Here is a 20,927-nt window from a genome sequence, read left to right on the forward strand (position 1 = left end):
CCATTGCGTCGAGCGTAGGAGCGTTGAGGTTGCAAGCAGGTTGCAACGGTGTGGGGCAGCTCACAAACGGAGCGCCTAAAGGCGAGCGAGCTAAAGGCCCATGAGCTAAAGGCCCGCCGGGAAGGCGTACGAACTCGGAATGGTGGAGGGTGCGGTGCCATAGGAGAGCACGACCTCTTCGTGCGCTTTGAGGACAATGTCGCCCACCGCGCCGTCCTGCTTGGCGCCGTTGACGTAAGCGGTCCATCCGGCGGTTCCGCCATGCGGCGCACCGGTGGCATCCTTGCCGTCCAGGACACCCCATTCCTTGAGGACCTGCCCCACGGTGTATTTCAGCCCGGCGGTGGGGGCTTCGATGTGGATGACACCGGAAGTGTCGTGCGTGTGCAGTGCGGAGATGCCGTTCGGTTGCCCGTCAGTCCCGAAGGTGAAGCCGATCCCACCCGGAACCGAAACAGGCTTGCCGTTGACAAGGACGTCAAGGTGGGCGTGATAGTGCTCCGCAGTGCCTTCGGCTGTGAGGATTTCGAGGCCCGCCGCCTTGATTCTCTGGTCCGCCCCTGCCGGGTTGATGTCCCAGCCCGCACCGCTTGCGGATGCAGCCGCCGTCGGTTCTGCCGTCGAAGCCGTGGATGCCGTGGAAGCCGCTTGGGTCGGCGCCCCGCAAGCACTGGCTCCCACAAGGATTCCGGACAGGGTCAGGGCAACGGCGAGGCGTTTGTTCAGCACGGAGGAAGCTTCTTTCGTTGGGTTCGGGTCCTACGATACGGCCCGTACCCACGTATTACCTGATAGCCCGCCAGCCTCCGTAACGTCAGGCGGACAGTTCGTTCTCCAAACGTTCAAGCTCGGCGACGACGGCGGCCCGCCTGGGTGAGCGCGGCGGCAGGAGCCTGAGGGCGGCAAGCCGCACGTCGACGTCGTCCCTCGCTTCAGGAAGCGCGGCGTACTTGAGGAGCGCGTCGGCGCTGCCGTCCGTGAGGACTGCTTCACGCAGGAGGGCCGAGACTTTCTGCCGCAGCTCCACGATTCCGGGCGCTTCCGAATGCGGGAGGACGGCACCTTTGTAGACGCCGAGGGCAATCCGGTGCGCTCCCCGCTGGAGGCAGGAAAGGACCTGGGCGGCGTCCAGGCCGAGGTCGATCGGCAGCCGGTACGGCCGGGACTCCGGGACGGCCGCGGGATCCAGTTCGTGGAGTACTTTGCGCAGTCGCACCATTTCGGCGCGGAGCGTGACGGTGGAACCGTCGCCCGGGTACAGCGCCATCGCGAGTTCCTCGGCGTTGAGTCCGTCCGGGTGGGTCCCGAGAAGAGCCAGGATCTCGCTGTGCCTGGCCGAAAGCGGAATACTGCGCCCGCCGATGCTCAAGAGGGCTTGGTCCCTGCCGAGCAATTGGAGGCTGTTCCGGTACAGCCCGGTCCCCTCCCGGGAGCCGACGACGGCGGGCGAGTTCCGCCGTCGGGCAGGCTGGGCACGCCGGTTGGCCGCGAGCTGGAGCCGCTCGACGCGCAACTGGGCCTGGGCCGCGGCGACAGTCGCCTCGACGAGGGACAGCGTGTGGGGCGCGACGGCGGCTTCCGTGCCTGTGATGTCGACGACGCCGAGGAGAGCGCCCGAGTCGGGATCGTGGAAGGGCACTGCGGTGCAGCTCCACGGATGGACCGAGCGTTTGTAGTGCTCGGCGCCCGATATCTGGATGCCGCGCCCCAGGGCGAGAGCGGTTCCCGGCGCACTCGTTCCGACTGCCGCTTCGGACCAATCGGCGCCCGCCACGAACATCATGCCTTCGGCGCGGTGCCGGAATACCGGATTTCCGTCCACCCACAGCAACCGGCCGAGTTCATCGCCGACCGCCACCAGGAGTCCGCTCTCATGGCTGGGCTGGATGAGGAGTTTTTGGATCACGGGCATGATGGTGGCGAGCGGATGCTGCCGGCGGTAATCCTCGAGCTCGTCGACTTCCATTGCCAGCGGCGCCTCCGGCTGGTCCGGGTTCGCCATGAACTGTGCCGACCGTTGCCACGATTCTTTGATGAGGTTGCGGAGGCCGGAGAGCTCTGTGGCGTCCGAGGTACCGTTGCGCCAGGAATCGAGCTGTTCGTGGCCTGCGTAGGCGTGGCGTTGCAGCAGCTTGGCGTCATCGACCGAAGCTGGCGGATGGATTGGATTCGTCATCGAACTCCCATGACCGGTCGCGGCACAGTATGGGCCAGTCTAGTTCCGTTCCTGGAGTTTGTGTACAGATCACGTCCCTAAAAGGCGGTTTTAAGGGCGTGAAGTGTACGCAAACTAGGACGACGACGGCGACAGCGCCCGGGCGAGCGCCGCGGGCTTGCGATTCGCCCACGGTGCGGCCCTCTCCAGTTGGCCCGCCAGCCGGAAGAGCGTGGCTTCGTCGCCGAACCGGCCAAGGAAGGACATGCCCACTGGTAGTCCGTCCGAGTCGACTCCGAGAGGCACGGACATGGCCGGATTGCCCGAAAAATTGGCGTACTCGCCGTCGAACATGAGGAACCGCCCGGCTTCCTTCTCGCCGCGCAACGGTTCCGCTTCCGTCCCGCCGAGCGTTCCCAGGGGCAACGGTGGCCAACCGACCGTGGGAGTCAGCCACACATCGAAGTCCTCGAAGAAGCCCGCGAGGCGCCGCGAGAAACGTTGTAGCTCCTCCATGCCGAGCAGATACTCGCTGGCAGTGACAGGTCTGCACCGCTCGAAGTTGGCCGCGGTGAACGGTTCTATCTCGCCCGGTTCCGGCCGTCGTCCCATTCGCTGGGTCCAGTACGCTTCGATCCAGGAGACGGCACCACCGTAGACATTCCTGACGGCCTGGTGCCCGGGCCGACCCAGCGGCTCGGGGTGAGCCTCGTGGACGCTGTGGCCAAGTCCACTGAGCATGTCCACTGTTTCTTCGAACACTCGGACATAATCCGGATGGACATGCTGACCGGAGTTCGGCGTCGCAGTGGCGGCAATCCGGAGTTTCCCGGGCGGTTGGGCCACTTCTTGCAGGAAAGGCCGCTCGATGGGTGGGGCCCAATAGGGATCTCCTTGCGAAGGTCCCGCAGTGGCGTCGAGCAAGGCCGCCGAGTCGCGGACACTCCTGGTAAGTGCGTGTTCCACCGCGAGTCCGCTGGCGACGTCGCCGTACTCGGGCCCCATAGGCACGCGACCGCGGGTGGGTTTGAATCCGAAAACCCCGCACCAGGCGGCCGGGTAGCGGAGGGAACCGCCGAGGTCGTTTCCGTGCGCCATCGGGACCATCCCCGATGCCACGGCCGCCGCGGATCCGCCGCTCGAACCGCTCGTGGACAGGGCCAGGTTCCAAGGGTTGCGGGTGGGGCCGTGCAACGCCGGTTCGCAATGGGGACTCAGCCCGAATTCCGCGGTGTTGGTCTTTCCGAGGATCACGAGCCCGGCTTGGCGGTAGCGCCTGGCAAGCTCCTGGTCATGGGCGGAAACGTTGTCCTTCAGCCAGCGCGACCCCTCGGTGAAAGGCACTCCCGCAATTTCCAGGGCGAGGTCCTTCACGAGGAACGGGACCCCGGGAAATTGGGCGGCTGCCTGCTCGCCCGGATCTGTTGCCGGATCCATGTGCGCCACGATGCAATGCAGAAGCGGATCGATGGCCTGGATACGGTCACGACCTGCGTCGAGCAATTCCCCGGCCGAAACCGCGCCGCTCCTCACCAACTCGGCTTGCCCGACCGCGTCCGTCCAGCGGAGCACCTCGTCCATGGCTCATTTTAGGCCCGCCCCTCCGGAGTTTGTGTACAGGTCTACCCCCTCAAACGGTTTAAGGGGTGCGATCTGTACACAAACTCGGGGGTTAGGCGCGGGAGATGCCGATCATGTCCTCGCGCGGGACTACTTTGACGCGTTCGCGTACGACGGCGGCATCCGGGTTCTCGGCGTTCCACGCCGCCCCGAGGGCTACTTCGTGCGCATCGAGCTTGTTCCATCCCGCCCAGGTGGTGTACTCAACACCACGTTCCTCGAGAAGGTCAATGATGGCCTGGGGGTCCGGGTTGTCAGCCGGAGGAAGGGTGAGCCTGTCCTCCAACAAGCACCCGATGGTTTCGAGGGCGTCGCCCTTGGTGTGGCCAATGAGTCCGACTGGACCACGCTTGATCCAGCCCGTTGCATAAATGCCCGGCACGGGCTTGCCGTCGGCACCCAACACGCGTCCGCCGTCGTTCGGGATAACGCCACGGCGGGCGTCGTACTCAAGCTCATCCAGCGGCGAACCGTGGTAGCCGATGGCGCGGTACACGGCCTGGACGGGGTAGTCCACGAACTCGCCCGTGCCTTTGGCGTTGCCCGTGCCGTCCAGCTGCATGCGTTCGAACTTGATGCCCGAAACTTTTCCGTTGCCGTCTTCCGAGGTGATTTCCACCGGGCTGTGCAGGAAGTGCAGGTGCAGGCGGCGCGAGGACGGCTGTTCGGCCTCGGCATGTTCTTCCACGAGCCAGTTGGTCAGCGTGTTGACCATGGTCTTGACCTGGTTGTTGGTGCGGATGGCGTCGTCGGAAGCTTCGTCGAACTCGAAATCCTCCGGGTACAGCACAATGTCCACATCGTTGGAGTGGGAAAGCTCGCGCAACTCCAACGGGGTGAACTTGATCTGGGCCGGTCCACGGCGGCCGAAGACATGCACATCGGTCACGGGCGAGTTCTTCAAGCCCTTATAGACGTTGTCCGGGATTTCAGTGACCAGGAGGTCGTCGGCGTGCTTGGACAGCATGCGCGCGACGTCGAGGGCCACGTTTCCGTTGCCGATGACCGCGATTTCCTTGGCATCCAAGGGCCACTCGCGGGGTACGTCGGGGTGTCCGTCGTACCAGGAAACAAAGTCTGCCCCGCCAAATGACCCTTCGAAGTCGATGCCGGGAATGTTGAGGTCGGCGTCCTTGATGGCGCCCGTGGAAAAAATCACGGCGTCGTAGAAGGAACGGAAATCATGCAGGGTGAGGTCGCGGCCGTACGTGACGTTTCCGAGGAATCGGATGTCGCCGCGGTCAAGGACCTTGTGCAGGGCGTTGACGATGCCCTTGATGCGCGGATGGTCCGGAGCCACGCCGTAGCGGATCAAGCCGTAAGGCGCGGGGTACGCCTCGAAGAGGTCGATGCTGACCTCGACGTCGCCGTCCTTTACCTCGTTGGATTTTGTCAGGATGTCCGCGGCGTAGACGCCGGCCGGTCCGGCGCCGACAATAGCGACGCGCAATGGACGTTTGGTGGTGGTTTCGGCCGAGTTGGACACCGTGAACCCTTCTGAGACGGGAAAACACCCCGCGTACTGGGGCGCGCAGTTTCCAATTCTAGTTCTCCGCCGCGCAAGGAGTGTTGGTCCGTAACAGTGCGTGGCGGAACAGGCTTGGAGACAGCGAGCAATCTCACACAAACTTTCCGGCCGTCCGGTCAGGAATACACCCGCGAAATGTGATGTTCTTGACATTGTGTCTACGCCTGAGCAAACCGCGTCCGCCCAGTCCGCAACCGTTCCAAACGCACGAACCGCAGTCGCTACGGCCGGGGTCAAGGCTGCGAAGAATGAAACGACGGCGGGCATCGTCTTCGGCATCGGAGCTTACGGGCTGTGGGGGCTCCTTCCCCTGTACTTCGTTGTGCTGCAGCCCGCCGGGGCTGTGGAAATCGTGGCCAACCGCGTGGTCTGGTCGCTCATATTCTGCACCCTGCTCATCACGATCACCCGGAGCTGGCGCCTCCTGGGAGCCGCCGTCAAGGACCGTGCCGTGCTTGGCCCGCTCGCTGCGGCTGCCGGGCTCATCGCCATCAACTGGCTGACTTACACTTTCGGCGTCACCACAGGACAGGCAGTCGAAGCCTCACTCGGCTATTTCATCAACCCGCTCGTGTCGGTTCTCCTTGGCGTGTTCGTCCTGAAGGAAACGCTGCGCCCCCTCCAGTGGGCCGCCGTCGTGATCGGTTTCATCGCCGTCGGAGTCCTGACGTTTTCCTACGGAAAGCTCCCCTGGATCGCCTTGGTCCTTGCGTTCAGTTTCGGCCTTTACGGGTTTGTGAAGAAGCGAGTTGGCCCCAAGGTCAATGCCATCACGAGCCTCACGGTGGAAACGGTGGTCCTCGCGCCGGTCGCGGGCGCAACGATGGTCTTCCTCGCGGTCACGGGCGCTGCGACGCTGGGGAACAATGGCCCCGGGCACTTCTGGCTCCTGGCGGCGTCGGGCATCATTACCGCGGTGCCGCTCCTCTTCTTCGGCGCATCGGCACGCCGCCTGCCCATGACAACGATCGGCCTGCTTCAGTACTTCGCGCCGATCCTGCAATTCATCGTGGCCCTCACCGTCTTGCACGAGACCATGACCACGGATCGCTGGGTAGGTTTCGGCGTCGTGTGGGTGGCCCTGGTGCTCCTCACGCTGGACATGCTCCGTGCAGCCCGCAAGAACTCGGTGATGAAGAATAAGGCCCGCCTCGGCATAGCCTGACGCAGCATCGGGCCCGGCATCGGCACGGTCCGCTCCACGGGACATGCTCATCCTTCAAACCCACCACTGAGCATGTCCCCTCGTTGCCACCATCGCCCCGATGGACATGCTCATCCTTCAAGCCCACCACTGAGCATGTCCCCTCGTTGCGACGGGACGTGTCCCGCGTTAAAAGCCAAGGATGGACATAGCGGCACTATGTCCATCCTTGGAGCCCGGAAATGGGCATGTCCACGGGGGTGGGGGGTTAGGCGTTGGCCTTGATCGCCGCAGCCAGCACCTCGAGTCCGTCGAGCAGGAGTTCGTCGCTGATCACGAGCGGCGGCAGCAAGCGGATGACGTTGCCGTAGGTACCGCAGGTCAGGATGATGACGCCTTCCTTGAGGCAAGCAGCCGCCACGGCCTTGGTCAGCTCGGGGTTCGGTTCCTTGGAACCGGCCTGGACGAGCTCGATCGCCAGCATGGCGCCGCGACCGCGGACGTCGCCGATCACCGAAACTTCAGCCGCGAGCTCACGCAAGCGGGCCATGGCGATGTCTTCGATGTGGCGGGCGCGACCGTTGAGGTCGTGCTCCTCCATGGTTCCAATGGCGGCGAGGGCGGCCGCGCAAGCAACCGGGTTGCCACCGTAAGTGCCGCCGAGACCGCCCGGGTGGACGGCGTCGAGCAGGTCAGCGCGGCCGGTGATGGCCGACAGCGGAAGACCGCCGGCAATGCCCTTGGCCATGGTGATGATGTCCGGGACAACGCCTTCGTGGTTCACAGCGAACCATTCACCGGTGCGGCAGAATCCGGACTGGACTTCGTCGGCGATGAAGACGATGCCCTTTTCCTTTGCCCATGCGGAGAGCGCGGGCAGGAAGCCGTCGGCCGGGACAATGAAGCCGCCTTCGCCCTGGATCGGTTCGATGATGATCGCGGCCACCTGGTCGCCGCCGATCTGCTTCTCGATCATCGTGATGGCGCGCTTCGCGGCTTCGGCACCCGTGATGTCCGGGTTCTCTTCGCGGAACGGGTAGCTCATTGGCATGCGGTAGACCTCGGGCGCGAACGGGCCGAAGTTGGTCTTGTACGGCATGGCCTTGGCGGTCAGTGCCATGGTCAGGTTGGTGCGGCCGTGGTAAGCGTGGTCGAAAGCGACGACGGCGTCACGCCCGGTTGCCAGGCGTGCCACCTTGACGGCGTTTTCGACGGCTTCTGCGCCCGAGTTGAAGAGGACGGTGCGCTTCTCGTGGTCGCCCGGGGTGAGGCGGTTGAGCTGCTCGGCGACGGCCACGTAGCCCTCGTACGGGGTGACCATGAAACAGGTGTGGGTGAAGTGGGCGGCAGCTTCCTGGACAGCGCCGACGACGGCGGGGTCCGAGGCGCCGACGCTCGTGACCGCGATGCCGGAACCGAGGTCGATGAAGGAGTTGCCGTCGACGTCGCGGATGATTCCGCCGTCGGCGTCTTCGACGTAGACGGGGACGCCGGAGGAAACGCCGGCGGCTACGACGGCGGCGCGGCGCTCGTTGAGCGCCTGGGACTTGGGGCCGGGGAAAGCGCCGTTGATGTTGCGCTTCTGCTCCAGCCGGTAGGAGATTTCAGGTGCTGTTGCGGTCATGGTGTTTCTTTCTTTGTTGCTTTACGTGTAGAGGCGCCGCTGGGGCTTAGGCGTCGAGTGCGGACATCACGTGCTTGATGCGCGTGTAGTCTTCGACGCCGTACATGGAGAGGTCCTTGCCGTATCCGGACTGCTTGAATCCGCCGTGCGGCATCTCGGCGGTAAGCAGGATGTGCGTGTTGATCCAGACCGCACCGAAATCGAGGTCGCGGCTCATGCGCATCGCGGTTCCGTGGTCGGTGGTCCACACGCTCGATGCCAGGGCGTATTCGACGTCGTTGGCCAGCTCGAGCGCTTCGGCCTCCGTGGTGAACTTCTGGACCGTGATGACCGGTCCGAAGGTTTCCTTCTGCACGACGTCGTCGGTCTGCTTCGCTCCCGTGATGATGGTGGGTTCGAAGAAGAAGCCCTTCTCGCCCGCACGGTGGCCGCCGGTTTCGATCTTGCAGTTTGCCGGCAGGTGCTCCACAACCGACGTCACGGCGTTGAAGTGGTTGACGTTGTTGAGCGGGCCGAAGTAGTTCTCTTCGTCGTTCTGCGAACCAGTGTGCAGGGTCTTGGTGTGCTCCACCAGCGCGGAAACCATGTCGTCGTGGATCTCGTCCTCGATCAGGACGCGCGTGATGGCGGTGCAGTCCTGGCCGGCGTTGAAGAAGGCGAATTCGGCGATGGCCGCGGCGCTCTTCTTGATGTCGGCGTCCTTGAAGACAATGGCCGGAGCCTTGCCGCCAAGTTCCAGATGGGCGCGCTTGAGGCCTTTGGCCGCACCGCCGGCGACAGCGATGCCCGCACGGACGGATCCGGTGATGGACACCAGGCCAGGGACCTTGTGCTCGATCATCAAGGCGCCGGTGGCACCGGTGCCGAGGACCACGTTGAGCACACCAGCGGGGAAGATCTCCCCTGCAAGCCGTGCCAAGACGAGCGTGGACTCGGGAGTGGTGTCCGAAGGCTTAAGGACGACGGTGTTGCCGGCGGCGAGGGCAGGTCCGATCTTCCAGATGGCCATGAGGAACGGGTAGTTCCAGGGAGCAACCTGGGCTACCACCCCGATCGGTTCACGGCGGACATAGGAAGTGTGGCCTTCGAAGTATTCGCCTGCCGACTTGCCTTCCATGATGCGCGCGGCACCGGCGAAGAAGCGGAGCTGGTCCGCGCCGGCGGCAACTTCCTCCGAGGCTATGAGCGCCCGGACCTGGCCCGTGTTGCGGTGCTGGGCATCAACGAGTTCGTCGCTGTTTGCCTCGATCGCGTCGGCGAGCTTGAGGAGCATGAGCTGGCGCTGGCCGGGGGTGACGTGCTTCCACGTGGTGAAGGCTTCCTTGGCAGCCTGCATGGCGGCGTCGACGTCGGCCTCCGTGGAGACAGGCGACTTTGCGACGATCTCGCCGTTGGTCGGGTTCACGATGTCGAGGAGTTCAGTGCCTGCCGGCGTCACGAATTCGCCGTTGATGAAGTTCTGCAAGGTTTGGACCACGGTGTACAACCTCTTTCATTGTCTAGGCATTGGTTGCAGCTGATCCGAGCCTATGTCAGTGCCCCACGTCACGGAATAGCCAAATGCACACCCTCAAAGCACTGGCTTAGTGCGAGTGACCAGCGCCGGGATATCCTTGATCCCATGGCAATGTCTCTCGCCGCGCTCGTCGCCGTCCCCGCCCTTCGGCTCCGGAAAGCCGGCCTCGCGGAAACCACGTGGCAGGACGACATCCGGTGGGTAGCCGTGACCGAGCAGGAGGATCCGCAGCGCTTCCTCAACGGTGGCGAACTGATCCTCACTACCGGGCTCAGGCTCAACGGTGCCGCGGAACAGCGCCGGTTTGTCCGGCAGGTCCAGCGTGCAGGGGCCGTCGGCATCGGCTTCGGCACCGGCCTCACGCACGACGCCGTCCCGTCGGCCCTCATCGCGGAAGCGAACCGCTGGGGCCTGCCCCTCGTCGAGGTCCCCTACGAGACTCCCTTCATCGCCATCGGAAAACTCGTGGCAGATTCCCAATCGGCGGATCACTACTCCAAGCTCGAACGGCTCATCGCGGGCCACCAGGTCCTCGCGCGGGCACTCCTGACGGGCGGCGGCCTGGGCGAATTGCTCAAGCAGCTGGGGAGCATGCTTCGCACGGACATCGCCCTCACGCAGTTCAGCGCCCAGCTATACAACAGCGTGCCGGGCAGCCCGGCCCCGACAGCCGGGGACTGGTCATCCTTCCCCATTCCCACCGGCCGCCGCGACGCCTGCACCCTGTGGATCAAGCAACCGTTCGGCGATACCGGCATTGTGGGCTACGCCCAGAACCTCATCAGCGTCGAACTCAACAACATGGTCAAACAGCGCCAGAGCCAGCGCGCCCTGGCAGGCCAGGTCCTCGACGACGTCATCCACGGAACGCTCGACACCGTCGAGGCCGCCCGCCGCCTCGCCGGCGTCGGAATCAACAGCACTCGCAAGAACGTCGTCCTCCTGGTGGTATCGGCTGCCCACCACAAGCAACTGGGCAGCACCTCCCTGCCGCAATCGCTCGACGCCGGGGTGACCGCCGTCGTCGGGAAGGACCTGGTAACGGTAGTGCCCGACGACGGCAGTTCCGCGAGCGCGCTCGCCAAGGACCTCAGTGATCACCTTCTGGAAGCCGGGATCCATGCGGTGATTGGAATCGGCGGCGCGTACACGAAGCCCAACGGCGTGCGCTGGAGCTACTTTGAAGCGCGCGACGCCGTGGCGCACGGCTTGCCGGTCAACGAGCCCGAGCGCCTCAGCCTGACTTCCCTTCTGCTCGCGAGCGAGGACGTGCCGCTCGCGGACATGGCCAGCGAAGCCCTCACGCCATTGCGCAAGTTCGATGCCGCCCACGGTTCGGAACTCGTCGCAACCTTGGAGAGCTACCTCAACCACAACGGTTCCGTAGCCGCCGTCGCGGAGGCCCTCACCTTGCATCGGAACACCGTGCGCTATCGCTTGGCCCAGATCACGGACCTCACTGGCTACGACCCCGCCCAGACAGCCGACCGCGTGCAGTTGTGGCTTGCACTGGCGGTGCAGCGGCTCGGTTCGCGCAACCCGCGTTAAGACGCCGACGGAGAGATTCGCCACAGAACTTCCGCTCGTAAACATCAAACGTCTAACCTTTACACATGGCTTCAACTCATCCGACACCCCATGCAATGGACGCGAACCGCAACTCGACCGCCAAGGCGCGTGCAACTGAAGCGCCCGCCGCCGCGTCCGCAGCGCCGAAGTCCCGCGTGGTCGCCGTCGTCGGAATTGTCGCCGTCGTCCTCATCGGACTGAACCTCCGCGCCGGGATCACCAGTGCGGCCGCCCTGTTCCACGAACTGCAGGCCGCCCTCGGCTACGGTGCGCTCGTCGCCTCGATCCTTCCCTCGATTCCACTCCTCTGCTTCGCCGTCGCGGGACTCGCGACCTCGTGGCTGACACGGCGGATCGGCGTCGAGAAGTCGATCTTCGTGGCACTCGCCCTGCTCGCGGCCGGGCTCCTCGTCCGTAGCGTTCCGGCAACCGGCGCCCTGCTCGGCGGAACTGTCCTCGCAATGTCCGGCCTCGCCGTGTGCAACGTCGCCATGCCGTCCTACATCCGCGAGCACTACGCCGCCAAGACCTCCATGATGACCGGCCTGTACACTTTCACGATGTCCGGCGGCGCCACCTTCGCGGCCGCGGTCAGTGTTCCTCTCGCTCAACAGCTTGGCTCGCCGTCCATGGGCCTGGCCGCATGGGGCATCCTCGGAGTCGCCGCATTGCTCGGCTTCCTGCCAATAGTCCTCCACAGCCACCGCACCGCCCGCAAGGCCAGCCAGGAACACGTCTCCATGTGGCCGCTCCTGCGCACGCGGCTGGGATTCCTGATCACGGCCATCTTCACGCTCCAGGCCGTTCTGGCTTACGCCGTCATGAGCTGGTTCGCGTACATCCTTACGAACCAGGGACTCAGCGCTTCCGAGAGCGGGCTTCAATTCGGGCTCATGCAGTTCATGTCCGTGGCCGCAGGCATGATCCTGCTCGCGATCGGATCGCGGCCCGGCATGATGCGCCCCGCGCTCTACCTGGGAAGCGGAACAACCCTCCTCGGGGTTCCCGCCATGCTGTTCCTCCCGACGTCGTTGGCAGCGGTTCCCGCCGTACTGTTCGGTTTCGGCCTGGGCATCTTCCCCTTGGTCCTGGTGATCATCAGCCGCAGCGGGCGTACGACGGCGGAAACCACCGCCATGTCCACCGTTTCCCAATCAGTGGGCTACTTGATCGCTGCTTTGGGGCCGTTCGGGATGGGCCTCATCCACAGCGCCACCGGCGGCTGGACCATTCCCCTGGCGCTTCTCGCCGTCGTCGCCCTCGCCCTGATGGCCACGAGCCACCAGCTGACCAGCAAGCGCACCCAGCTCAAAGCCGGACCGAGGCCTGTGGCATGAGCCTCGTTCCTTCGCACCGTCCGGCATTGGCCGAGGAAGTCACCAACCAGCTTCGCGGCATGATCCAGTCCGGCGAATGGCCGCTGCAGGAAAAGATTCCGGCCGAGCCGTTGCTCATGGCGTCCCTCGGAGTCTCGAGAGGCACCCTCCGCGAAGCCATCAAGGCCCTGGCACACAGCGGCATGCTCGAAGTCCGCCGCGGCGACGGCACATACGTCCGGGCAACCAGCGAAATTTCCGGCGCTGCCCAGCGGATGTGCATGGAACACACCCAGGAACACGTTGTGGAGGTCCGTGTGGGCCTCGACACCCAAGCAGCCCGGCTGGCCACCAAGAACGCCACCGACGACGACATCGCCGTCCTGCGCGAGCTCCTCAAGGTCAGGCGCGAAGCCTGGTTCGCCGGCGACTACCCCGCGTGGGCCAGGGCCGACTGGGACTTCCACGAAAGAGTGGCGCTGGCTTCGGGCAACCCCTTGCTGCATCAGTTGTACGTTTCGTTCGGCGGCGTCTTCCACGACGACCTCCTGCGTCAGCAACGCAAAGCCGGCTTCAACGGCATCCCGCACGAAGGCCACGACGAGCTCGCCGACGCCATCGAGGCACGCGACGAAGCCGCCGCCGTCGCGAGCGTCTACCGCAACCTGGACTTCGCCGCGGAGTGGCTCACCCACTGATCCCCGCTCGGCTGCCGGGTCACTCGGCGTTCGCGCGGGTCAGATCCACTCCGGAGGCGGCTGCCGCACGGAACGGCGCGTCGATGAGGACAACATCGCGGCCGGCGCGGTGCAGCAGGCTCGCGGCAACGCTGGCCCGGTAGCCGGAGCCGCAATGCACCCACGTCCGGGCCTCGGGCAATTCGTCCACCCGAAGCAGCACCTCGTGAAGCGGAATGTTCACGGCGCCACGGACGTGTGAAGCCTCGAATTCTTCGGTTCGGCGCACGTCGAGCACGGTTTCGTCCGGGGTTCGGTCCCGGGCCAGGCCTAACCAGTCGCTCACCGGATAACGCACCAGGGGAACACCGTGCGCAAGCGACCCGGGATCAGTGCCCACCGCGGCGTCGAGGGATTCGATTCCGATCCTTGCGAGGTCGCGGATCGCACGCTCCACCTCGTCGAGCGGCCCCACGAGGGTCAGCGGCTGCTGCCACGGAAGTACCCAGCCCAGGTAGCTCGTGAAGCTGGATCCGGTGCCGTATTCGAAGCTGACACTGCCCAACAGATGGTCGTCGGCGAATGCCACGCGGTTGCGGAGGTCCACCACCCATTCCCCTGCTTCGAGCCTGTGCGTCAGCTCCGCGGGATCTAGGCTCTCCGGAACCTCGAACGATGCCGGGCCAGGGCCGGCCGAATTCAGGGGATTCATGTGCGCGTAATAGGCGGGGTACGCGGTGACGTTGGCCAACAGGCCCGTCACGAAATGGTCTTCGTCGGGATCAGTCAGCGCGTGGTTCGAGGCCAGTTGATCCCCGATGGTCGAGGTCTGGGCTTTCGACGCCGGACCGACGGAGCAGAAGGAACCGAACCCATGCGTCGGGTAAAGCATGGCGTCGGGCCCGGCTTCGTCCACCAGCCTGCGAACTGATTTGTATTGGTCGTGGGCCAGCCCCCGGGTGTCCCGGGCTGCGATCAGGTCCGTCCGGCCGACGGAACCATACAACAAGCTGCCGCCGGAAAACACGGCCGCCGGGCCGCCGTCGTACGCTTCATCCCGCACCACGTACGCAAGGTGGGTGTGCGTGTGGCCGGGAGTGGCCACGACTTTCACGGTGAGCCGCCCTACGCGGATGACCTCACCGGCAGAGACTGGCTCGCGATCGAAGCCCACATTGTCCGCGCCGTTCAGCAAATAGGCGGCGTGGTGGTTGCGGGCAAGGACCAACCCGCCTGTCACGTAGTCATTGTGGATGTGGGTTTCGGCGACGTGCGTGATTGTCACGCCGGCGTCGCGCGCGGCGGCTTCGATGCGGTCGGTGTCGCGTTGGGGGTCTACCACTAGCCCCACCGTGCCGTCATGGACGAGGTAACTGCGGTCCCCCAGTTGGGTCGTTTCGACGACAACAACTTCCATGACGCGAGTCTAACCCCGCAGAAGCAAAGCAACGCGGGGTCACTTACGGCCCATTCCGGTGCCCCGGATGGACCGTAAGTGACCCCGCGTTTGTTTCTTAGACCTGGGCAGCCACGCCGTCGCGGGAAATGTCCACCATGTCCTCGCGCGGCACAACCTTGATGCGTTCGCGCTGGACCTCGACGCCGTGCGAAGTACCGGCTTCAGAAGCTGCAGCACCCAAGGCAAGCTCGTGGGCGTCCAAGGCCAGCCAGCCTTCCCAACTGGTGAACTTCACGCCGCGCGCGTCGAGGAGTTCGACGACGGCATCCGCCTCGGGCACGGAAGCGAACGGGAGGTTCCCACGGTCTTCCAGGAGGTACGTGACGGTCTCCAGGGCATCGCCCTTGGTGTGCCCGATGAGGCCGATGGGGCCACGCTTGATCCAACCGGTAGCGTACAGCCCGGGAACGTGCTCACCGGAAGCGTCGAGCACGCGGCCGCCGTCGTTGGTGATGACGCCCTTCTTGTGGTCGAACTCGACGTCCGGGAGGGCGGAACCGAAGTAGCCGATGGCGCGGTACACGGCCTGGACCGGGTAGTCGACGAATTCGCCGGTACCGCGCGCGTTGCCGGTGCCGTCCAGCTCGGTGCGCTCGAACTTGATGCCAGCCACCTGACCCGGGGTTTCAGCGGAATCGACGATCTCCACAGGGCTGTGCAGGAAGTGCAGGTGCAGGCGGCGGGATGCCGTGAGCTCGGAGAGGTCCTCGGGCTGCTCCGCGATCCAGTTGGTGAGGGTGCCCACCATGGTCTTGGTCTGGTTGTTCGTCTGGATCTGGCGGTCGGACTCTTCGTCGAACTCGAAGTCCTCGGCGTAGAGGATGATGTCCACGTCCTTGGAGTGCGAGAGTTCGCGGAGTTCCAGCGGGGTGAACTTCACCTGGGCAGGACCACGACGGCCGAAAACGTGCACGTCAGTGACCGGCGAAGCCTTCAGGCCTGCGTAGACGTTGTCCGGAATTTCGGTGACCAGGAGGTCGTCAGCGTGCTTGGACAGGACGCGGGCCACGTCGAGCGCCACGTTGCCGTTTCCAAGAACCGCAACGGAGGTCGCTTCGAGCGGCCATTCGCGGGAAACGTCAGGGTGTCCGTCGTACCAGGAAACGAAGTCCGCGCCGCCGTAGGAACCCTCGAGCTCGATGCCCGGGATGTTCAGGTCCGCGTCTTTGATGGCGCCGGTGGCGAAGATGACGGCGTCGTAGTGCGTGCGCAGGTCCTCGATGGACAGGTCCGTGCCGTAGTCCACATTGCCGAAGAAACGGATGTCACCGCGGTCCAAGACCTTGTGCAGGGCGTTGACGATGCCCTTGATACGGGGGTGGTCCGGGGCGACGCCGTAACGGATCAGGCCGTAGGGGGCCGGGTAGCGATCGAACAGGTCGATGCTGACGGTCAATTCGCCGCTCTTGACGGCCTCGCTCTTGGTGAGGATGTCTGCCGCGTAGACGCCGGCCGGGCCGGAGCCGATGACGGCGACGCGCAGCGGGCGTGCAGCGGTTCCTACGGTGGTGCTAGATGACACGGCTGTGTTCCTTTTCTTCTGCATCAGGGGGTCGTGATTCGGGGCTTGTTCGGGGTGATGGTGCTGTAGTTGGCGGTCTTGAAATGCTCCGGGGCGAACGGGCTCACGCGCACAACGTCACCGACCACAATCACCGCGGGATTTGCGACGCCGGCAGCTTCGGCCTGGTCTGCGATGGTCGCCAACGTGCCGATCGTGACGCGCTGTTCAGGCATGTAGCCGTTTTCCACGATACCCACCGGGGTGTCCAACGGCATTCCGGAACCCGCGAGCGCAGCGGCTGATTCGCGGAGCTTGGCAACACCCATGAGGAGGACCACGGTGTGGTCGGGGCGGGCGGGTACCTCGGAGAGTTCTTCGTGGCCGGTCACCACGCTGAAGCCCTTCGCCAGGCCGCGGTGCGTCACCGGGATGCCTGCGGCGGCCGGCACGGAGATCGCCGACGTGACGCCGGGAACCACTTCGACCTCGACGCCGTTCTGGCGGCAGAATTCCGCTTCCTCGCCGCCCCGGCCCAAGACATAGGGGTCGCCGCCTTTGAGGCGGACCACTCGGTTGCCCGCGAGGGCTTCGTCGACGAGGATCCGGTTGATTTCCAACTGCGGAACGGGGTGGTGGCCCGGAGTCTTGCCGACCTCGATCACGCGGACGTCAGGCGCCAGTTCCTGCAGCAGGTCGCGCGGTCCAAGCCGGTCCGCCACGACGACGTCGGCCTGGCCCAGGAGGCGACGTCCGCGCACCGTGATGAGTCCGGTATCGCCAGGACCGCCACCCACGAGCGCGACAGTTCCGGCCGAAGCCCGACGACGGCGGAGCGGCAGGTCTCCGGCGTCGAGCGCAGTAGCGACGGCGTCGCGCAAAGCCATGGCGCGGCGCGGGTCTCCCCCGGCGTTGATGGCGATCTTGACGTCGTCGACGACGGCGACCGCAGGAGTCCACGCGGCTGAAGTTTCGTGGTCCGAGGCGTTGACGCACCAGATGCGCTGCGCCTCGGCGTCGGCAGCAACCTGGGTATCAACAGCGGAAACGCCGGTGGCTGTCTGGACGAACCACACGCCGTCGACGTCGGAAGTACGGTACGTGCGCGGCTCCCACGTGAGGAGGCCCGAATCGGCAAGTTCACGAAGCGCGTCCGACGCAACAGGAGCCACCACCGTTACCCGTGCACCGGCGTCGAGCAGTCCCTTGGCGCGTCGCGCCGCCACGGGTCCGCCGCCCACCACCAGTACCGGACGGCCTAGAAGCCGCAGCGCTGTGGGGTAGATGTCCTGAATTGCCATGAAAAAACTGTAGGGCCGGTTCGTAACATGCTTCAAAGGTCCGGAAACACCAGTTCACGCTAGGTAACCCTGCGTCACATTACGCTCGCGTCGGTGCCTTGGGCGCCTCCCAGCCGATCGCGGGGGCCACGTACTTGGCGATGTTGCCCAGGAGCTTGATGTTGTAGTCCACGCCGAGTTGGTTGGGCACGGTGATGAGCACGGTGTCGGCAGATTGGACTGCGGCGTCCTGCGCGAGTTCCTCCGCGAGGGAATCCGGTTCGCCGACGTAGCTCTTTCCGAAGCGTGACAACGCGCCGTCGAGCATGCCCACTTGGTCCCGGTTATCCACTTGGGCACGCAGGCCGAAATAGTGTTCGTCTTCCGCGTCCACCACGGGAATGATGCTGCGGCTGACCGAAACGCGCGGCTCGAAACCGTGCCCGGCAGCCGACCACGCCTCACGGAACATGGAGATCTGTTCGGCCTGGAGTTGGTCGAAGGGAACGCCGGTGTCTTCGGTCAGGAGCGTGGAGCTCATGAGGTTCATCCCCTGCTCCGCGGCCCAGACCGCGGTCTTGCGTGTGCCGGCGCCCCACCAGATCCGCTGCGGCAACCCGAGCGACGTCGGCTGGATCGGCAGGAGGCCGCGTCCGCCACCCACGTAGGAAGGGTCGGCTTCGGCCACGCCACGGCCGGCGATCGCGTGCCGGAAGACCGCGGTATGGCGACGGGCCATCGCTGCGTCATCTTCGCCGTCGGCCGGTTCGTAGCCGAAGTATCGCGCGCCTCGCAAAGCCGGCTCGGGTGAACCGCGGCTCACACCGAGCTGGAGCCTTCCTTGGCTGATGAGGTCGGTGGCTGCGGCTTCCTCGGCCATGTACAAGGGGTTTTCGTAGCGCATGTCGATCACGCCAGTGCCCATTTCGATCCTGGTGGTCCGCGCGGCGATGGCAGCCAGGAGCGGGAACGGCGAGGACTGTTGGCGCGCGAAGTGGTGCACGCGGAAGAAGGCCCCGTTGACGCCGAGTTCCTCCGCCGCGACGGCCAGGTCGATCCCTTGGAGCAGCGCGTCTCCGGCCGAAGGAGTCAGGGAGCCTTGGACCGGCCCCCAATGGCCGAAGGAGAGAAAACCGATTCGTTTCATGCCCGCGTCAACCACGGGTCGGCCCGGGGAATTCCCCCAGGGTTAGCGGGTGCTGCCTGCCAGAAGGCCTCGGCGATGGAGCAAGCGGCGCTCGATCGGGGCGAACACCAGCAGTTCGATGAGGATGCCCACGAACAGGATGGCCAGGATCGCGGACATCACAGTGGACATGTCCGAAAGCGTGCGGCCCTGGTCCAGGAGCGAACCCAGTCCGAAGCCGATGGTGCCGCCCACGGCGATGATCTCGGCCGCCATGAGGGAGCGCCACGAGAATGCCCAGCCTTGCTTGAGTCCGCCAAGGTAGCCGGGAAGGGCCGCCGGCAGGATGATCTGCAGGGCCATCTGGATCCGGGACGCGCCAAGGACCTTGCCGACGCTGCGGTACTGCGGCGGGATCTGGTCGACGCCGGAAATGAGCCCGTTGATGATGGAAGGGATGGCGCCCATCAGGACTACGAAGTATACCGTGCCGTCCGAGAGGCCGAACCAAATGATCGCGGCCGGAACCCACGCCACCGAGGGCAACACTTGGAGGCCCGAAATGAGCGGACCGAAGGCCCGGCGCAGCGGCTGGACCTGCGCGAGGATCAGTCCCAGCGGAGTAGCAACGGCGACGCTGATGAGGAATCCGATCACGCCACGCTGTAGCGAGGTGAGGATGGCTTCCTGGGCCTTCCCTTCAGCCCACAAGGATCCGAACTGGCTCAAGACATCGAGCGGACCGGGAACCTGGTCCTGCCGTTTGAAGCCCAGAGCGACGTAGATCTGCCATGCGAGGACCAGCACCAGTAGGGCGGCGACCGGAAGGATGACCCGGGTCCAGTCGATGCCCGCTTTGCGGTTGGCATCCGACTGCAGCTTGTCCAGGCCGGCCTCGAGGTCCCGGAGCTCGTCCGGATTCCCCTTCAGCGCCGGCGACGTGATGTGCCGGGACTCCGGGGCGTTTTCGGGGCTCGCTTCTTCGAGGGGCCGGGTGTCTTGTTCAATTGGCATGGCGGCGGATCTCCTCGCGCAGGCGGCGGGTAATGGTTCCAGTCAGTTCCCCGGCGCGGCCGGCATCGGTTCGGTGTTCCTCGGTGACGGCCCACTCGGCAACCACCCTCCCCGGACGGGAAGACAAGAGCAGGACACGCTGGCCCAAACGCACGGCTTCACGGACGTTGTGGGTGACGAAAACGATGGTGCGCCCGGTTTCCTTCCAGATCCGCTCAAGCTCGTCGTGCAGGAGGTCGCGGGTGATGGCATCGAGCGCGGCGAACGGTTCGTCCATGAGGAGGACTTGCCGGTCCTGGGCCAACGCTCGTGCCAGGGCAATACGCTGGCGCATGCCGCCCGAAAGCTCGTGCGGACGCTTGTCCCCCGCGCCGCCCAGGTGGACCAGTTCCAACAGTTCGCCGGCACGTGCCGCGCGGGAGGCCTTGGTGGTACCGCCGGTCTTGTCGGCGAGCTTCAACGCGAGCTCAATGTTGCCCCGCGCAGTCAACCACGGGAAGAGCGCGGAGTCCTGGAACATGAAGGCGGCACCGTCGCTGGGCACTTCAAGGGCGCCCGACGTCGGATGGTCGAGTCCCGCGATGATGTTCAGCAGAGTGGACTTGCCGCAGCCGGACGCACCGAGCAGCGCGACGAACTCGCCTTGCTCGATGGTGGCGTTGACGTCGTCAAGCACCGGGGCGCCGTCGCCGAAGCGTTTACCCAGGTGATCCAGTACGACTGGCATGGTCCCGTCCTTCGTTTGTTGCTTCGTGGTGGAAATGGAACTTGGTTTTACTCTTGGCCGAGGCCGGCCGCCGAAATCTTTTGGCTTGCCACGGTGTTCAGGGCGCGGAGGTCGAAGATTCCGTTGATGTCGGCCTGTTTGGTGACCCCGGCATCCACACCGTCCTGCAGGAGTTTCTTGTACGTCCCGGCCAGCGGATCCACCGTGAAGGTGATGTTCGCCAGGGACCGGTCGATCACATCAGCCGGCAGGGTGGATCCCGCGGTGGCCTTCAACGCGGCATTGATCGTGCTGGCCTTCTCCGCCGCCGGGGCACTGTTCAACCAGTCCACCGCCGCCTTGTTCCCCCGCAGCAACGCCGCCACCGTCTGCGGATGCTCCGCGGCGAACTTCTTGCTCACAATCAGGATCGTCGTCGGGAACCGGCCGTTCTCCCAAAGGCTCTTTTCGTCCACGAGCACCTTCGCCCCGGCCTGCAACACCAACCGCGAGGCCCACGGCTCAGGCAACCACGCGCCGTCGAGCTTTCCATCCTGGAACAACTTCAACGTCTGGGCGTTCTCGGTCGGATTGATCGCCACATCCCCGCCACCGGCCGCACTCGTCTTCAACCCCTGCTTGCCCAGCCAGGCACGCAACGCCACATCCTGGGTCCCGCCCAACTGCGGCGA

Annotated in this window: 17 protein-coding genes; 4 read left to right on the forward strand and 13 right to left on the reverse strand. The window is 65.1% G+C overall.

Annotation, left to right across the window (positions count from 1 at the left end):
- Positions 1–105: 105 nt before the first annotated feature.
- The 4 genes from E1809_RS01585 to E1809_RS01600 all read right to left on the reverse strand — a co-directional run bounded on the left by E1809_RS01585 (position 106) and on the right by E1809_RS01600 (position 5,261).
- Complete coding sequence (locus E1809_RS01585; protein WP_235835374.1) at positions 106–729, reverse strand: hypothetical protein; 624 nt, start codon at positions 727–729, stop codon at positions 106–108.
- An 85-nt stretch (positions 730–814) separates the two neighbouring features.
- The gene (locus tag E1809_RS01590) at positions 815–2,176 is read right to left on the reverse strand and encodes a GAF domain-containing protein (RefSeq protein ID WP_133202462.1); all 1,362 of its coding nucleotides are present in this window, start codon (positions 2,174–2,176) and stop codon (positions 815–817) included.
- 114 nt (positions 2,177–2,290) lie between these two features.
- Entirely contained in the window at positions 2,291–3,736 is a 1,446-nt protein-coding gene (locus E1809_RS01595) for an amidase (RefSeq protein ID WP_133202463.1), read from the reverse strand.
- A gap of 91 nt (positions 3,737–3,827) precedes the next feature.
- On the reverse strand, positions 3,828–5,261 hold the full coding sequence (locus E1809_RS01600) for an FAD-dependent oxidoreductase (RefSeq protein ID WP_133202464.1): 1,434 nt from the start codon (positions 5,259–5,261) through the stop codon (positions 3,828–3,830).
- 196 nt (positions 5,262–5,457) lie between these two features.
- Between E1809_RS01600 and rarD the strand changes: the two genes are divergently transcribed.
- Positions 5,458–6,468, forward strand: a complete 1,011-nt coding sequence (gene rarD, locus E1809_RS01605) for an EamA family transporter RarD (protein WP_235835375.1) — start codon at positions 5,458–5,460, stop codon at positions 6,466–6,468.
- Positions 6,469–6,715: 247 nt separating this feature from the next.
- On the opposite strand, the gene gabT is transcribed toward rarD, so the two are convergent.
- Both gabT and E1809_RS01615 read right to left on the reverse strand, forming a co-directional pair.
- Positions 6,716–8,071 carry a 4-aminobutyrate--2-oxoglutarate transaminase gene (gene gabT, locus E1809_RS01610; protein WP_133202465.1) on the reverse strand — a complete coding sequence of 452 codons (1,356 nt, stop codon included), beginning with the start codon at positions 8,069–8,071 and terminating at the stop codon, positions 6,716–6,718.
- Between the two features lie 46 nt (positions 8,072–8,117).
- Entirely contained in the window at positions 8,118–9,548 is a 1,431-nt protein-coding gene (locus tag E1809_RS01615; protein ID WP_133202466.1) for an aminobutyraldehyde dehydrogenase, read from the reverse strand.
- A gap of 144 nt (positions 9,549–9,692) precedes the next feature.
- Between E1809_RS01615 and E1809_RS01620 the strand changes: the two genes are divergently transcribed.
- From E1809_RS01620 to E1809_RS01630, 3 genes are all read left to right on the forward strand, one after another.
- Positions 9,693–11,135: a PucR family transcriptional regulator gene (locus E1809_RS01620; RefSeq protein WP_133202467.1), complete on the forward strand. Its 1,443-nt coding sequence runs from the start codon at positions 9,693–9,695 to the stop codon at positions 11,133–11,135.
- Positions 11,136–11,200: 65 nt separating this feature from the next.
- The gene (locus tag E1809_RS01625) at positions 11,201–12,493 is read left to right on the forward strand and encodes an MFS transporter (RefSeq protein WP_133202468.1); all 1,293 of its coding nucleotides are present in this window, start codon (positions 11,201–11,203) and stop codon (positions 12,491–12,493) included.
- On the forward strand, positions 12,490–13,170 hold the full coding sequence (locus E1809_RS01630) for a FadR/GntR family transcriptional regulator (protein WP_133202469.1): 681 nt from the start codon (positions 12,490–12,492) through the stop codon (positions 13,168–13,170). Before E1809_RS01625 ends, E1809_RS01630 begins: the two co-directional genes overlap by 4 nt.
- Before the next feature lie 19 nt (positions 13,171–13,189).
- On the opposite strand, the gene E1809_RS01635 is transcribed toward E1809_RS01630, so the two are convergent.
- The 7 genes from E1809_RS01635 to E1809_RS01665 form a co-directional block, all read right to left on the reverse strand.
- Positions 13,190–14,566, reverse strand: a complete 1,377-nt coding sequence (locus E1809_RS01635; protein ID WP_133202471.1) for an MBL fold metallo-hydrolase — start codon at positions 14,564–14,566, stop codon at positions 13,190–13,192.
- 97 nt (positions 14,567–14,663) lie between these two features.
- A complete protein-coding gene (locus E1809_RS01640; protein WP_133202473.1) occupies positions 14,664–16,130 on the reverse strand; it encodes an FAD-dependent oxidoreductase in 1,467 nt (488 codons plus the stop codon).
- Positions 16,131–16,153: 23 nt separating this feature from the next.
- Positions 16,154–17,410 (reverse strand): uroporphyrinogen-III C-methyltransferase, encoded by a 1,257-nt coding sequence (gene cobA, locus E1809_RS01645; RefSeq protein WP_133202474.1) that lies wholly within the window; start codon positions 17,408–17,410, stop codon positions 16,154–16,156.
- A gap of 79 nt (positions 17,411–17,489) precedes the next feature.
- Positions 17,490–18,536, reverse strand: coding sequence for an LLM class flavin-dependent oxidoreductase (locus E1809_RS01650; protein WP_133202475.1), 1,047 nt, complete (start codon positions 18,534–18,536; stop codon positions 17,490–17,492).
- 42 nt (positions 18,537–18,578) lie between these two features.
- Positions 18,579–19,529, reverse strand: a complete 951-nt coding sequence (locus E1809_RS01655; RefSeq protein WP_133202476.1) for an ABC transporter permease — start codon at positions 19,527–19,529, stop codon at positions 18,579–18,581.
- The gene (locus E1809_RS01660; protein WP_133202478.1) at positions 19,519–20,256 is read right to left on the reverse strand and encodes an ABC transporter ATP-binding protein; all 738 of its coding nucleotides are present in this window, start codon (positions 20,254–20,256) and stop codon (positions 19,519–19,521) included. Before E1809_RS01660 ends, E1809_RS01655 begins: the two co-directional genes overlap by 11 nt.
- Positions 20,257–20,303: 47 nt before the next feature.
- A partial coding sequence (locus E1809_RS01665; RefSeq protein WP_165962171.1) for an ABC transporter substrate-binding protein occupies positions 20,304–20,927 on the reverse strand: 624 nt, incomplete at its 5' end.

Source organism: Arthrobacter terricola (genome assembly GCF_004354015.1).
Taxonomy (GTDB): Bacteria; Actinomycetota; Actinomycetes; order Actinomycetales; family Micrococcaceae; genus Arthrobacter; species Arthrobacter terricola.